10 protein-coding genes, 2 tRNA genes and 1 riboswitch are annotated in these 13,789 nt (G+C 73.2%); of the genes, 6 read left to right on the forward strand and 6 right to left on the reverse strand.

From position 1 onward, the window contains the following. A partial coding sequence (locus G412_RS38645) for an NPCBM/NEW2 domain-containing protein (RefSeq protein ID WP_208857949.1) occupies positions 1-860 on the forward strand: 860 nt, incomplete at its 5' end. Between the two features lie 147 nt (positions 861-1,007). Here G412_RS38645 and G412_RS0128780 read toward each other — a convergent pair. Then, positions 1,008-3,203: an asparagine synthase-related protein gene (locus tag G412_RS0128780; protein ID WP_037650149.1), complete on the reverse strand. Its 2,196-nt coding sequence runs from the start codon at positions 3,201-3,203 to the stop codon at positions 1,008-1,010. Between the two features lie 622 nt (positions 3,204-3,825). Here G412_RS0128780 and G412_RS0128785 point away from each other — a divergent pair. From G412_RS0128785 to G412_RS0128800, 4 genes are all read left to right on the forward strand, one after another. Next, positions 3,826-5,259, forward strand: a complete 1,434-nt coding sequence (locus G412_RS0128785) for an NsdA family TPR-like regulatory protein (protein ID WP_028815086.1) — start codon at positions 3,826-3,828, stop codon at positions 5,257-5,259. Positions 5,260-5,407: 148 nt separating this feature from the next. Continuing rightward, positions 5,408-6,640, forward strand: coding sequence for an L-2-hydroxyglutarate oxidase (gene lhgO / locus G412_RS0128790; RefSeq protein ID WP_244283288.1), 1,233 nt, complete (start codon positions 5,408-5,410; stop codon positions 6,638-6,640). Positions 6,641-6,847: 207 nt separating this feature from the next. Further along, positions 6,848-7,618: a tRNA (guanosine(46)-N7)-methyltransferase TrmB gene (gene trmB / locus G412_RS36460; protein ID WP_106964186.1), complete on the forward strand. Its 771-nt coding sequence runs from the start codon at positions 6,848-6,850 to the stop codon at positions 7,616-7,618. 71 nt (positions 7,619-7,689) lie between these two features. Next, on the forward strand, positions 7,690-9,168 hold the full coding sequence (locus tag G412_RS0128800; RefSeq protein WP_028815088.1) for a PrsW family intramembrane metalloprotease: 1,479 nt from the start codon (positions 7,690-7,692) through the stop codon (positions 9,166-9,168). A 116-nt stretch (positions 9,169-9,284) separates the two neighbouring features. Here G412_RS0128800 and G412_RS0128805 read toward each other — a convergent pair whose 3' ends face one another. Beyond that, positions 9,285-10,385 carry a M23 family metallopeptidase gene (locus tag G412_RS0128805; RefSeq protein WP_028815089.1) on the reverse strand — a complete coding sequence of 367 codons (1,101 nt, stop codon included), beginning with the start codon at positions 10,383-10,385 and terminating at the stop codon, positions 9,285-9,287. 11 nt (positions 10,386-10,396) lie between these two features. Beyond that, positions 10,397-10,544, reverse strand: a riboswitch (cyclic di-AMP (ydaO/yuaA leader). Between the two features lie 269 nt (positions 10,545-10,813). On the opposite strand from G412_RS0128805, the gene G412_RS0128810 reads away from it, so the two are divergent. Next, positions 10,814-11,800 (forward strand): DUF2332 domain-containing protein, encoded by a 987-nt coding sequence (locus tag G412_RS0128810; protein ID WP_028815090.1) that lies wholly within the window; start codon positions 10,814-10,816, stop codon positions 11,798-11,800. Here the strand turns inward: G412_RS0128810 and G412_RS36465 are convergent. The 4 genes from G412_RS36465 to G412_RS0128830 all read right to left on the reverse strand — a co-directional run bounded on the left by G412_RS36465 (position 11,736) and on the right by G412_RS0128830 (position 13,729). Then, a complete protein-coding gene (locus G412_RS36465) occupies positions 11,736-12,941 on the reverse strand; it encodes a PP2C family protein-serine/threonine phosphatase (RefSeq protein ID WP_051338674.1) in 1,206 nt (401 codons plus the stop codon). The genes G412_RS0128810 and G412_RS36465 overlap by 65 nt on opposite strands. Before the next feature lie 183 nt (positions 12,942-13,124). Then, positions 13,125-13,198: transfer RNA gene (locus G412_RS0128820), tRNA-Met, on the reverse strand. A gap of 119 nt (positions 13,199-13,317) precedes the next feature. Then, on the reverse strand, positions 13,318-13,518 hold the full coding sequence (locus G412_RS0128825; RefSeq protein WP_028815091.1) for a DUF5988 family protein: 201 nt from the start codon (positions 13,516-13,518) through the stop codon (positions 13,318-13,320). A 135-nt stretch (positions 13,519-13,653) separates the two neighbouring features. After that, positions 13,654-13,729, reverse strand: a tRNA-Lys gene (locus G412_RS0128830). Positions 13,730-13,789 lie beyond the last annotated feature (60 nt).

Raw genomic sequence — 13,789 nt, forward strand, 5'->3', positions numbered from 1 at the left:
GTGCGGCCGGGGGCGCGGCCGGTGCTGAAGCCGTTGGGGTACCGGCCAAGGTGGCGATCGGTGCGGCGGTGGCCGCGGCGGTGACGGCGGGGGTGGTGTTCGCGCTGGCGGGTGAAGACGCGAGGCCCAAGCCGAAGCCGGTGGCCAAGCCGCCGGTGTCCCGGCCGGTCGTACCGCAGCCGAGCCCTGGGCCGTCCAAGCGGCCCGCGCCGCCCGCGCCTCCGGCTCCGAAACCGCCGCCGGTGGCTCCGCCTGCGCCGTCCCCGACGCCTACGCCTCCCCCTTCGCCCACACCCACACCCACACCTACGCCGACGCCGACGAAGGCGGAGCCCGCGCCCACGCCGAAGCCGCCCCCGCCCGCGCCCCCCGCGCCGAAGCCGACGCCACCGCCGCCGCCGCCGCCCGCGCCACCGCCTGCCCCGGACGTCTACCAGGTGAACGCGCTGGCGTACAGCACGTTCGGTGACCACACCGAGCCGGAGGTGCGGCTCGGCGGGAGCAGTTGGCTGTGGCAGCGCTACGGCATGTCGATCGGTGGTGTGCGGTACGGAAACGGCGTAACGACGCACGCGAAGTCGTCTGTCACCATCGACCTCAACCGGGCGTGCACCGCCTACGACGCGCTGGTCGGCATCGACGACATGACGCTGGGGGTCGGCGCCGCGCGTTTCTCGCTGTACGGGGACGGCGCGCTGCTGTGGCAGTCGGGGCTGGTGCGCGGCAACGACGGGGCTGTGCCGGTGCGGGCCGATATCTCGGGGCGGGAGTCGATCCGGCTCGTGGCGGAGCCGGAGCATCCGCACGAGTCGATGCTGCCGGTGGACTGGGCGCAGTCGCGGATCAGCTGCGGCGGGTAGGGGGCGGGGCTGGGCGGGCGGGCGCCTGCGGCGGGCCTGTTCCCCACCCCGCCCCTTCCCGAACCGGGGCGCTGCCCCGGACCCCGGTCCTCAAACGCCGGACGGGCTGCAACGCAGCGTTTGAGGACGGGCCCGAAGGGCGCGGGGTCACAGGGCCCGGCGTGGGGGTACTCCGCCCGCTACCGCGCGTTGGCGTGGGGCCGCCGTTCCTGTCCAGCACGTTCCGCGGCGTGAGACCAGGCGGCGCAGCCACAGTTCCGTGGAGACCAGGTCGGCCAGGCCGTCCAGGGGGACCGGCTCGCCCTCGGCCGCCGCGCGCAGGGCCTTGCGTACGACGCGGGCCTCGATCAGGCCCGCGTCGGCCAGCAGCGGGGCGTCGAAGAGTGCGATCAAGTCGCCGACCGCTGCGCGCAGTCCGGCCCGGGCGGCCGCCGCTGAGGAGGCATGGGATGTGGCGCCCCAGCCCGGCGGCAGGTCCTTGACGCCCGCCCCGGACAGGACCGCGCGCAGGATCGCCGCGCGGGCGCCCGGCTGGACCCGCAGGGCTTCGGGGAGAGCGCGGGACGCCCGTACGACCTGGTTGTCCAGGAAGGGGGCGTGCAGGCGCTGGCTGCGTACCTCCGCGGCCTGCTCGAAGACCCGGTGGTCGGCCGCCGCCCGGGCCAGGGCAGCCCGCGCGCGGGCCTCGCCCGGCCGCTGCACCGACGAGGGTCTGAGGGCCGAAGCCTGGAGGCGAACCGATACTTCAGCCAGCGCCTCACCCGTCAGCCAGCGGGCCGCAGGTCCCGGCCTGGTCCAGGCGAGGGCCGCGAGTGAGGCGTCCAGGGCGGTCACCGGGCCGTTGCCCGTACCCCTGTCCCTGTCCCTTCCCCTGCCCCTGGAGCCCGGCTCGTCGAAACGGCGGTCCTTGAGGCGGGCCGCCGCTTCCTCGATGCCCGCACGGTACGGCGTACGGGCGAGGCGGCGTGCGGCGCGGTAGACGGTCAGCGGGACGAAGAGGGAGTGGGCGGAGGGCCCTTCGACCTTGGCGAGGGCGGTGACGGGGCGCAGCAGGTCGCGCCGTCTGCGGTCCATCAGGAGGTCGGCGAGGCGCGCCGGGTGGGCGTCCAGGACCTGGCGGGCGCCATGCCCCGTGAAGTGGTCGGCGCTGCCTGCGGCGAGACGGCGGCGGTGGCGTTCGGCGGTGACCAGGGAGGGGCCCGGTTCGTCGGTGAGCGGGCCGCTGTCCAAGTCGGTGTACGGAAGGGCCTCTTCACCGGCGGCTACGACGACGTGGTGCAACCGGGGGTTGGCGGCGATCGCGCCGGCCCGCTGCAACTCGGCCTCGCCGCCGGGGCCTTCGGCGGTCAGGTCGTTGAAGGTGACGGCGAGCAGCCGCTCCCCGGCGCCCGTGCCGTGGCCCAGGACGGTGCCGGGCAGCCCCGGCAGGCCCGCCGCGAGGAGCGCGAGCGTCGCCGACGCGCTGCCGCCCGAGAGGTCGGCGCCGATGCCGGGGACGGGCGCGCCGCGGGCGGCCCGGCGGTCGGCGGGGCCCATGCCGGGGACGGGCCCCGGGTCGGGCGGCGCGGTCTCGGGGGCGTGGCGCGGTGCGGTGAGCCTCGCCCGTACCGCTTCCACCAGGGCGTCGCGTACGCCGTCGACAGCGCGCTCCGGGTCGAGCTGGGGCGCGGCGACGGCGAGGGAGGCCACCGGTTCGTACCCGGTGATCTCGCGCGAACCCTCGCGCAGGACGAGGGCGTGGCCGGGCGGGATGCGCCGCACACCGGCGTACGGCGTGCCGTCGCGCAGTGCCTCGGGTACGTCGGGGCAGGCGAGCAGCGCCGCGAGATGGCCGATGTCGAGCTGTGCCTCGATGAGGTCGGCGAGCGGGAGCGCGGCGGTGGCGTACGCGGTGCCATTGGCCCAGGGCGTATAGAACACGGGGCGCGCACCTGCCAGGTCACCGGCCACGGTGACGCGGCGGCCGACCTGGACGACGGCGGTGTAGCTGCCGGACCACGCGGTCAGGTGCCGCAGTGCGCCGCCGCGCGCCGCGAAGAGGCCGACGCGCAGTTCTTCGTCGGTCGCGCCGCAGCAGCCGAGGACGGCGATTCGGGTGAAGGGGTCGACGCTGAGGGTACGGACCTCGTCGGGGCGCCAGTCGCCGACGGCCCACAGGGGGTCGGGGTCGCCCCACAGGAGCTGGGAGCCGACGGGGTGCACGGTGCGCGATTCGTGGTCGGAGGAGGCGTGGGACGAGGGATGGCCGGCGGAAGGGGTGGTGCCGGCCGTGCCGGGCGCGCCGACCGCTCCCACCGTCCCGAAGCTGGCGGCGACACTGCTCCACCCCACCAACCACCGCATCGCGCCTCCACAGGCTGTGGGCAACCACACGCACGTACCGAAGCGGCATCGGGAGAGTCCGAGAAGCGGCTTCGGGACCATGCTGCCACGACAACGGCACGCAGGAGGGGGTACGGAGGGCGTACGGGCAAGTCAATGCGCCCGCCGCGCACAGGACTTCGACCGGTTTGGGCGACAGGCGCCATTCGGCCATTCTGCGGGCGCGGCGGTACCACGGGCGGCCGCGGGGGAACGCACAGTCCGGGAGGCGCTGTTCGCCTCCCGGACCGGTCCGCCGCCCGCGGGGATGAAGGCGGCGGTGTCCCCCAGCCCGCTGGACCCAGTGCAGCGGGCCGACCCACGCGACTCCCATGGAACGGCCCCCGTGCCGGAGCGACGAGAGCGCAGGGCGGGCGCACGGCCACACACACGGAGCACGGGGCGGAGCACGGGCGTTCGTGTAACTACACGAATCTCGCCATACGGACCACCGCCCCTTAACGGTCGGGATGCGGAGAACTACGCTGGGTTTACTGATGTTCTGAGCGGGCCGCATATTCCGGCAGGGCTGGCCGCGTGGTTGTGCGGGCGGTACGGCTTGAAATGTCCCCGCCGGACGGCCGTCTGTGTCGAGGGGTGGCGCATGTCCAGGGAGCAACGCGGGCCGAACGAAAAGCTCGGCACGGTTCTCGCCCTCGCGGGAATCAGCAATGCCGGCCTGGCGAGGCGGGTCAATGATCTGGGGTCGCAACGCGGCCTGACACTTCGTTACGACAAGACGTCGGTGGCGAGGTGGGTGTCCAAGGGCATGGTGCCGCAGGGCGCCGCGCCTCATCTCATCGCCGCCGCCATCGGCGCGAAGCTCGGCCGTCCCGTGCCGCTGCACGAGATCGGTCTGGCGGACGCCGATCCGGCGCCGGAGGTCGGCCTGGCCTTTCCGCGCGACGTATCGGCCGCGGTGCGGTCGGCGACCGAGCTGTACCGGCTGGATCTGGCCGGCCGGCGGGCGGGCGGCGGCGGCATCTGGCAGTCCCTGGCCGGTTCGTTCGCGGTCAGCGCGTATGCCACGCCCGCGTCCCGGTGGCTGATAACACCCGCCGACTCGTCGGTCGCGCGGGACTCCACGGCGTCCGCCGAGTCCGCGCCCGACGCGACGCCGCTGCGGGTGGGGCACGCGGATGTGGCCAAGCTGCGGGAGGCGGCGGAGGACGCGCGGCGCTGGGACTCCAAGTACGGCGGCGGGGACTGGCGTTCGTCGATGGTCCCGGAGTGCTTACGGGTTGACGCGGCGCCGCTGCTCCTCGGCTCGTACAGCGACGACGTCGGCCGCTCGCTCTTCGGCGCCACCTCCGAACTGACGCGGCTGGCCGGGTGGATGGCCTTCGACACCGGGCAGCAGGAGGCCGCTCAGCGGTACTACATCCAGGCCCTGAGGCTCGCCCGCGCGGCGGCCGATGTGCCGCTGGGCGGGTACGTCCTGGCGTCGATGTCCCTCCAGGCCACCTACCGCGGTTTCGCCGACGAGGGGGTCGATCTGGCGCAGGCCGCGCTGGAGCGGAACAGGGGGCTCGCCACCGCCCGCACCATGAGCTTCTTCCGGCTGGTGGAGGCGCGGGCGCACGCGAAGGCGGGTGACGCGCAGGCGGCGGGTGCCGCGCTGAAGGCGGCGGAGGGCTGGCTGGAGCGGGCGCGGGAGGGCGATCCCGATCCGACCTGGCTGGGCTTCTACTCGTACGACAGGTTCGCGGCGGACGCGGCGGAGTGCTACCGCGACCTGAAGGCGCCGCGGCAGGTGCGGCGGTTCACGGAGCAGGCGCTGTCGCGGCCGACGGAGGAGTTCGTACGCTCGCACGGGCTGCGGCTCGTGGTGTCGGCGGTCGCGGAGCTGGAGTCCGGGAACCTCGATGCGGCGTGCGCGGCGGGCACCCGGGCGGTGGAGGTCGCGGGGCGGATCTCGTCGGCGCGGACCACCGAGTACGTACGGGATCTGCTGCACCGGCTGGAGCCGTACGGCGACGAGCCGCGGGTCGCGGAGCTGCGGGAGCGGGCGCGGCCGCTGCTGGTGGCGCCGGCGTAGGGGGGCGGGGCGGGGCGAGGAGCGGTGCGAGGACCGGCGTCACGGGCGGCGTACGGACCGTTCTGCCGGTGGTTCGAAGCGCATTGTCAGTGGGTCAGTGCATCATCGGGAGTCCGGGGGTGCTCTCCCGGAGGACACGGATCCGGACATGGCCGCGGTGGGAGGTGAAGCGATGCCGTACGACTGCGATGTGCTGGTGATCGGTGCGGGGATCGTCGGTCTCTCGGCGGCGTACGCCCTCACACGCGCCGCGCCCGGCACGCGCGTGACGGTGCTGGAGAAGGAGCGGGCCCCCGCCCTGCACCAGACCGGGCGCAACAGCGGCGTGATCCACAGCGGCATCTACTACCGGCCGGGCTCCCTCAAGGCGCGGTACGCGGTGCGGGGCGCGGCCGAGATGATCAAGTTCTGCGCGGAGCACGGCATCGCGCACGAGGTCACGGGCAAGCTGATCGTCGCGACCGAGCGGGCGGAGCTGCCGCGGCTCCACGCGCTGGTGCAGCGCGGCCGCGAGAACGGCATTCCGGTGCGGGAGCTCGGAGCCGCCCAGATAGCGGAGTACGAGCCGAACGTACGGGGCCTGGCCGCGATCCACGTCGCCACGACCGGCGTGTGCGACTTCGGGGCGGTCGCGGGGCAGCTCGCGCAGAGCCTGGGGGCGTCGGGCGCGGAGATCAGGTACGGCGCGGAGGTGGCCGTCGTGGACCGGCGACCGTGGGGTGTGGCCGTGCGTACGGCGGACGGGGCGGTGGTGCGGGCGCGGGTCCTGGTGAACTGCGCCGGGCTGCACTGCGACCGGGTGGCGCGGCTGGCGGGCGACGACCCCGGTATGCGGATCGTTCCCTTCCGCGGCGAGTACTTCGACCTGGCGCGCCCGGAGCTGGTGCGCGGCCTGGTCTACCCGGTGCCGGATCCGGCGTTCCCCTTCCTCGGGGTGCACCTGACGCGGGGCATGGACGGCGGCGTACACGTCGGGCCGAACGCGGTGCCGGCGCTCGCGCGGGAGGGTTACGCCTGGTCGGCGGTGCGGCCGCGCGAGCTGGCCGGGACGCTCGCCTGGCCGGGTTCCTGGCGGATAGCCCGGCGCCACTGGCGGTACGGGGCGGGGGAACTGCACCGCTCGCTGTCGAAGCGCGCGTTCACCGACGCCGTGCGCCGGCTGCTCCCGGACGTCACGGAGGCGGACCTGCGGCCGGCACCGGCGGGGGTACGGGCGCAGGCGGTACTCCGGGACGGAACGCTGGTCGACGACTTCCTGATCCAGGAAAGCCCCCGCACGATCCATGTCCTGAACGCCCCTTCCCCGGCAGCGACGGCGTCACTCCCCATCGGAAGACAGGTGGCTCGGCGCGCGCTGGGGGTGTTGGGGGCGGCGGTGTAGGGGTGGGGATGGGCATGGGGATCGGAGTGGCGCGGTCACCGGGTGCCGGTGCGGTGGCCGGGCAGGCTGTGGGAAGGAGCGGGAGGGAGGAAAGTTCCGCGGGGGCACGCTCATGCCGCGCCCTCCCCGCCGCGCCGTAGAATTGGGGGCACTGTGTCTGAGTTCTCCCGCGTCCGCCCCGACGCCGCCGCCCCCCACGTCTCCCCCATCCACCGAGCCAAGGGTGAGCCCCGCTTCCCCGGCGGTCCCGCGCCCGACCCCGCCGGGTCGCACCACGAGCGGCGGATTCGCAGCTTCCAGCCGCGGCGGAGCCGGGTGACCACGGGGCAGGCCGAGGCGCTGGAGCGGCTGTGGCCCCAGTGGGGCCTGGACATCGACGGGCGGCGCGTCCTCGACCTCGACGAGCTCTTCGGCGGCCGCGGCCTCCCCGTCGTGCTGGAGATCGGGTTCGGGATGGGCGAGGCCACCGCCCAGATGGCCGCCGAGGACCCCGGCACCGGCATCCTCGCCGTCGACGTACACACCCCCGGCCAGGGCAACCTGCTCGCTCTGGCGGAACGCGCCGGACTGAGCAATGTCCGCGTGGCGAACGGCGACGCGATTATTCTGCTGCGCGAGATGCTGCCGCCCGCCTCCCTCGCCGGCCTGCGCGTCTACTTCCCCGACCCGTGGCCGAAGAAGCGCCACCACAAGCGGCGCCTCATCCAGCCCGAGTTCCTCGACCTCGTCGCGCCCCGCCTCGCACCCGGCGCGCTCGTGCACTGCGCGACCGACTGGGAGTCGTACGCCGAGCAGATGCTGGAGGTGCTCACCGCGCACCCCGACTTCGAGAACACCGTCCCGGACGGCGGCTACGCGCCCCGGCCCGCGTTCCGGCCGCTCACCCGCTTCGAGGGACAGGGCCTGGACAAGGGGCACGTGGTGCACGACCTCCTCTTCCGCCGCACAGCCACCTCTTCCGCCGCCGGTAATCGGTAGTCGGCAGTCGGCAATCGGTAATCGGCAAGGCTCCATCGCCAGGTGTCAGTGCCCCTCGTTAGGGTCGACGGGTGTACGAGACACCTCCGCACCCCCGGCAGCACCCGGCGGTCCCGGACTGTGAGCAGCAGCCGCAGTTCACCGCCGTACCGCCGCCTGCGCACTGGCGCTACAAGCCGCGCCGCGCCTGGTGGCGCACCAGGGCGGTGCGTGCGGGTGCGGTGATCACCGTGCTCGCGCTCTGCGGCCTGGTGATCCTGGCGATCGTCCGCGACCAGACCGGTACGCACGGCTTCCTGGTCGGGCTGGGGCTCGCGGTGCTGCCGGTGCCGCTGCTGTTGGCGGCGTTCCGCTGGCTGGACCGGGTGGAGCCCGAACCCTGGCGGAACCTCGTCTTCGCCTTCGCCTGGGGCGCGTTCGCCGCCGCCCTCGTCGCGATCATCGCGAACAGTTTCGCGACCCGCTGGATAGCGACGGCCACCGCCGACCCGGCGGCGGCCGAATCCCTCGGCGCGACGGTGATAGCACCGGTCGTCGAAGAAAGCGCCAAGGCGGCGGCCGTGCTGCTGATCTTCCTCTTCCGCAGACGGCACTTCACCGGGATCGTCGACGGCGTGGTGGTCGCCGGGTTCACGGCGACCGGCTTCGCCTTCACCGAGAACATCCTCTACCTCGGCAACGCCTTCGGGGAGGACCAGGAGGCCGGCGCCTCCGGCCTCTCGTCGGTGACGGCGGCGACCTTCTTCGTACGGGTAGTGATGTCCCCCTTCGCGCACCCGCTGTTCACCGTGCTGACGGGCATCGGCTTCGGGCTCGCCGCGCTCGCGCCGCCGCGCCGCCGGGGGCGGTGGCGGCGTATCGCGCTGCCGCTGCTCGGTCTGACCTTCGCGATGGGCATGCACGCCCTGTGGAACGGCTCGGCAGTCTTCGGGGGGTACGGCTTCTACCTCGTGTACGCCGTCTTCATGGTCCCCGCGTTCGCGCTGCTGACCTGGCTGGTGGTCTGGACGCGCCAGGGCGAGTTGCGCACGATAGCCGCCGAGCTGCCCGCCTATGCCACCGCCGGTTGGCTGCGGCCCGCCGAGCCGCTCGCGCTGTCCTCGATGCGTGCCCGCTCGCTGGCGCGGGGCGCGGCGGCCCGTACGTACGGAGGCGGCGCCGGAAGCCGCGCCTCGGGCCGGGCCGCCGCCCGTGCCGTCGCCGAGTACGAGGCCTTCGCCACGTCCCTCGCCTTCCTGCGCCACCGGGCCCACCGCGGCGCACTGGGACCGGACTTCCCGGCACGCGAGCAGGAGCTGCTGCACCACCTGTGGCAGCGCAGGGAGGTGGCCGGACCGGCCCTGGAGTACGCGGCGCGGGCCACGGGCCGCCTGCGCGTCCCACCGCCCTGGCCGCCACCGTGGCCGTCGCCGTGGCAACAGCCGTGGCAACCGCCCGGTCAGCCGTACGGGCAGCAGTACGGTCAGCCGTACGGGTACGGACCGCCCCCGTCCCAGCGCCCCGCGCCGCACCAGGACTACGCCGCGTACAACCCGTACCGGCAGCAATAGCCGCCCGGGCGGCGGCGACCCCGAACAGGCCGGCAGCCCTGGGCGCGGGGGGCGGGCGCCAGGACTGCCGGGACAGGGGGAGAGCCGTGCGGACAGGCCGTCAGACGGAGAGGCCGTCAGACGGAGAGGCCCTTGCCGCGCAGCCACGCCGCCGGGTCCACCCCGGCCCCGCCGGGCGTGTGCACTTCGAGGTGCAGGTGCGGCCCGGTGACGTTGCCGGTGGCGCCCACGCGGCCGATGACGTCACCCGTACCGACTTCGCCGGACGTGACGGTCATCGAGGAGAGGTGGCAGTACCAGACCTCCGTACCGTCCGGGAGCTCCAGGACGATGCGGTAGCCGTACGAACCCGACCAGCCCGCGGACTTGATCGTTCCGCCGTGCACGGCCTTGACGGGCGTGCCCGTCGGGGCGGCGAAGTCGAGGCCGGTGTGCTGGCCGGAGGACCACATCGAGCCGGACTGGCCGTAGGTGGAGGTGAGCGTGTACGACGAGGTGGGCAGCGAGTAGCTGGCGGCCAGCTCGGCGAGCCGCTGCTCCTCCGCCTTGCGCTCGGCCTCTTCCTCCGCCTTGCGCTTCTTCTCCTCTGCCTCGCGCTTCTCCTCGGCCTCCTTGGCCTCGGCCGCGCTCTGCTGCTTCTTCGCCTCGGCCGCGGCCTTCTCTGCGGCCTCCTGCTCGGCGGCCACCTGCACCTCGGCGTCGGCGGCGGCCTGCTGCTGCTCGGCCTGCTGGAGGATGCGGGCGCGCAGGGCCTCGCCGGCGTCGGTGGTGCCCTGCTGGGCGTCGGCGGTGGTGACGCCCGCGGTGGTGAGCGGGGAGGCCGCCACGACCGCTTGGTTCGCCGTGCCCGCCTGCGCTCCTGAGCCGGATTCCGCGTCGTCGGACATCAAAGAGCCGACACCGGGTAGTGAGTTGGGGTCGGGCCGTGAGTCCGCTATCGCGTCGGGAAGGGAGATCGAGATGGCCGGCTTGTCCTGCGCGGTGGCGATGCCTCCCGCGCCGACCGCGGCGATGACGCCTACGCCGAGAACGGTGGAGCTGCGGCCGAGACCGCCGCGCTGCTTGGCGACGCGGTGACGACCGCGTACGGGCCGGACGGAATCCTCAGTCGGATTCCATTCCTCCCAGGTCCCCTCCGCGCCCATGTAGTTACCGGTGTGGTCGGGCGCCCCGTAAGGGGGCAGAGTGGCTTCGGGGGCAGGCCTGTTGGACGCCACGGAGGCGTGCTCCTTTCCTTCCTTCTCGCCTACCGGGTTAGCTGACGGGTTCGGAGCAGGAAGGTCTCCTACGGGCCTCTCCGTCGGTACGAAGCGGCCCGATTCACCCCAAGGAACGTGGTTCCCCGGTTCCCTTGCGGGATTCGGCGCGTGCGCACGGTGTCGTCTCTTGCGACGACTGGGACGACCGCGCTGCGTTATCGAACGTTAATAGACAGAGGCTCCGGTTTCCAAGCTGTTCCAGTTGATCGTTAAGGGTCTTGACCTGCACCAATCAGGACACAGGCGAACGCAGCCGGACAAATTGACCACCCCTCAGGAAACATCCTCACCATGACGGTTCGTCAATTGTTATGCGCAGTGGCGTCTCGCGATTACCCACCGTCGCAATGACGGTCGCACACCGGTCGCACGACTAACTTCTCCCCATGGTCGTCAACAACACGCAGTCGGTGGCCGATCGCTACCGCGAGTTCTCCGAGCAGCAGGCAAGCGGCGTATCCCCCGCGTACGCCGAACTCACCGCCCGCATCAGCGAGGACGAGGACTTCTGCGCCCACATCGCCGCCCTCCCGCCCGGCAACAAGCAGCAGCCCAACCTCCTCCTCGCCGCCGTCCGCCACCTCGGCGGCCCCTACGAGCAGTGGGCTCCCTTCCGCGACTGGACCCTGGCCCACTGGGACGCCGTACGCGACGTCATGCTCGCCCGCTTCACCCAGACCAACGAACCCGCCCGCTGCGCCACCCTGCTGCCGCTCCTCGCCACGCTCCCCCAGCCGCTCGCCCTCATCGAGGTCGGCGCATCGGCGGGCCTGTGCCTCCACCCCGACCGCTACGCCTACCGCTACAACGACGGCGCCGTCCTGGGCAGCTCCCCCGTCACCTTCGACTGCCGTACGGAGGGCCCCGCGCCCCTGCCCACCGCGCTCCCGGACATCGCCTGGCGCGCCGGCATCGACCTCAACCCCCTCGACCCCACCGACGAGGAGGACGTCCGCTGGCTCCAGTCACTGATCTGGCCCGGCCAACCGGAGCGCCCGGGCCGGCTGCTCGCCGCCATCGAGGCCGTACGTACGGCGCCCAGCCCCCGCATCGTCCGCGGCGACCTGGTCGACGACCTCCCGGCGCTGGCGGCCGGGGCCCCGGCGGACGCCACCCTGGTCGTCTTCCACACCGCCGTACTGACGTACCTGCCGCTCGCCCGCCGCGAGGAGTTCGCCGCGCTCGTGCGCGAACTGCCCGGCCACTGGATCTCCAACGAGCACCACACCGTGCTGCCGTGGCTCGACGCCCCCGCCCCCGACGACGAACACCTGCTCACCCTCGCCCTCGACGAGCACGCGGTCGCCTTCACGGCCCCGCACGGCCAGAGCCTGCACTGGTTCGACCGGCCGGCTGCCGACCGGCCCGCCTGACCAGGCTCACGGTCCTGCGGCGGTCCTGCTGCCCCTCGGCGGGCCGCCCGACCGCCAGCAGGGCCATGTCGTCCGTGGCGGCCCCCGACGTGTGCAGCCGTACGTCGTCGATGAGCACGTCGAGCAGCTCGTCGGGGCCCGGGAAGAGCCGCCCGCGCAGCCGCGCGGCCGGGTCGTAGAAGACGCCCGCGGCGTTCCGCGCCTCGGACAGGCCGTCCGTGTAGAGCAGCAGCGTGGCGCCCGGCGGGAACGCGTACTCCTGCGCCCGGTCCGGCCAGGCGCCCAGGTCTCCCATCCCCAGGGGCAGCGCGGCCTCGGCCGGCACGATCTCCGCGAGATCCCCGTCGGCGTACAGCAAAAGCGGTTCCGGATGGCCCCGGTTGACGAGCCTCACGACGCCCTCACCGCGTGGGATCTCGGCCAGTACGGCCGTCGTGAAGCCCTCGAAGGCGTCGAGCCCGTCCCGCCGCGCGCCCTCCCGCGTAAGCGCCCGCTCCAGCCGCTGCGCGACCTCTTCGAGCGTGCTCTCCTGCTCGGCGGCCTCCCGGAACGCCCCGACGACGACAGCCACCGCCTCCACCGCGCCGAGCCCCTTCCCGCGTACGTCGCCGACCACCAGCCGCACCCCGGACGGCGTGTCTTGTACGGCGAAGAGGTCGCCGCCGATGAACGCGTCCGCCTGAGCGGCCTCGTACCGCGCGGCGACATGCAGCCCGGCGATCCGGTCGGCGGGCACGGGGACCACGGCGCGCTGGGCCGCCTCGGCGATGGTGCGGGCCGAGGCGAGCCGCCGGCCGCTGCGGCGTACGACGCGGTTGATGACGAGCGCGAGGGCGGCGACGGTCACCATCGTGATCAGCTCGGTCACGGACTCGACGTGGGCGGAGGTGCCCTTGTGGAGATGCAGCCCGATGACGGCGGCGGTCGCGACGCCGCCGGTCACCAGGGTGCTGAGGAGTGAGAAGAGCGGTGCGGCGATCAGCGGGGCGGCGGTGAAGAGCGGCGACGCGGTGAAGTCCGGCGGCGTGGTGACGTCCAGGACGCATCCGCCGGCGATCAGCAGCGCCGGCAGCGCCCGGACGAACCGCCAAGCCTCACCCGGGCCGCGCCCGGCGCCCACTCCGCCTTGCTTCCCCACCAGTGGTCTCCTGCTCGCCGCGCACCGGCTGCGGACGGTACCGCGCCCAGCCCGGGCCGGCCGTAGCCGCGCCGCACGACCATCGGCGGTCGGCCGAACGGGGGACAGCGGCCGCCCCTCCCCCTCCCCCGAACACGACGAAGGCCCGGATCTCTTTCAAGATCCGGGCCTTCGTTTCTTCTTCAGTAGCGGGGACAGGATTTGAACCTGCGACCTCTGGGTTATGAGCCCAGCGAGCTACCGAGCTGCTCCACCCCGCGTCGTTGAACCCAACTGTACGCCATCAGGGGACCGCCCTCGACCACTTGAACCCCGCGCATCGACCACCTGTACGCACCCCACGGCAGACGGCGCCCAACCCGCCTCCCCCCGAAGGCCGTTACTCGGCGACCTCCGTACGCTCCCACCACTCGTAGACCGTCACACGCCCCTGGTCGGTCTCCTGATGCCGCGACGTGACCTTGAAGTGTTCGTATCCGCCGCGGTGCGGAATCTTCAGCTCTTGTCCGGGAGGCGTAATCGGAACGATCCGCTCGGTCAGATCATCCGGCCCGCCCTCAAGAAGCGCCTTTTCAGTCATGCCCCCAGTGTTCCTACCCTCCACCGCACGCGCACGTCGGAGGCGGCCAACCGGAAGCACGAAAGCGCCCCGGCCGGCCGAAGCCAGTCGAGGCGCTGAGTAGCAGGTCAGAGAGGCATAGCCCCTCGCTGCGGTTGGTAGGCCGTGTGGGACTCGAACCCACAACCAACGGATTAAAAGTCCGCTGCTCTGCCAATTGAGCTAACGGCCCTTGGCGGATCACCCCCGAGCATAGCCGCAGCGAGCCCGCCAGCCGATCGGGTATCGGTTT

This window comes from Streptomyces flavidovirens DSM 40150, from assembly GCF_000429085.1.
GTDB lineage: Bacteria > Actinomycetota > Actinomycetes > Streptomycetales > Streptomycetaceae > Streptomyces > Streptomyces flavidovirens.

What these genes read in the sequence shown, in the direction of transcription:
- G412_RS0128825 (WP_028815091.1), bottom strand. Translation starts at nt 13,518, where the DNA reads ATGACTGAAAAGGCGCTTCTTGAGGGCGGGCCGGATGATCTGACCGAG.
- lhgO (WP_244283288.1), top strand. Translation starts at nt 5,408, where the DNA reads ATGGCCGCGGTGGGAGGTGAAGCGATGCCGTACGACTGCGATGTGCTG.
- G412_RS0128810 (WP_028815090.1), top strand. Translation starts at nt 10,814, where the DNA reads ATGGTCGTCAACAACACGCAGTCGGTGGCCGATCGCTACCGCGAGTTC.
- G412_RS0128780 (WP_037650149.1), bottom strand. Translation starts at nt 3,203, where the DNA reads ATGCGGTGGTTGGTGGGGTGGAGCAGTGTCGCCGCCAGCTTCGGGACG.
- G412_RS0128785 (WP_028815086.1), top strand. Translation starts at nt 3,826, where the DNA reads ATGTCCAGGGAGCAACGCGGGCCGAACGAAAAGCTCGGCACGGTTCTC.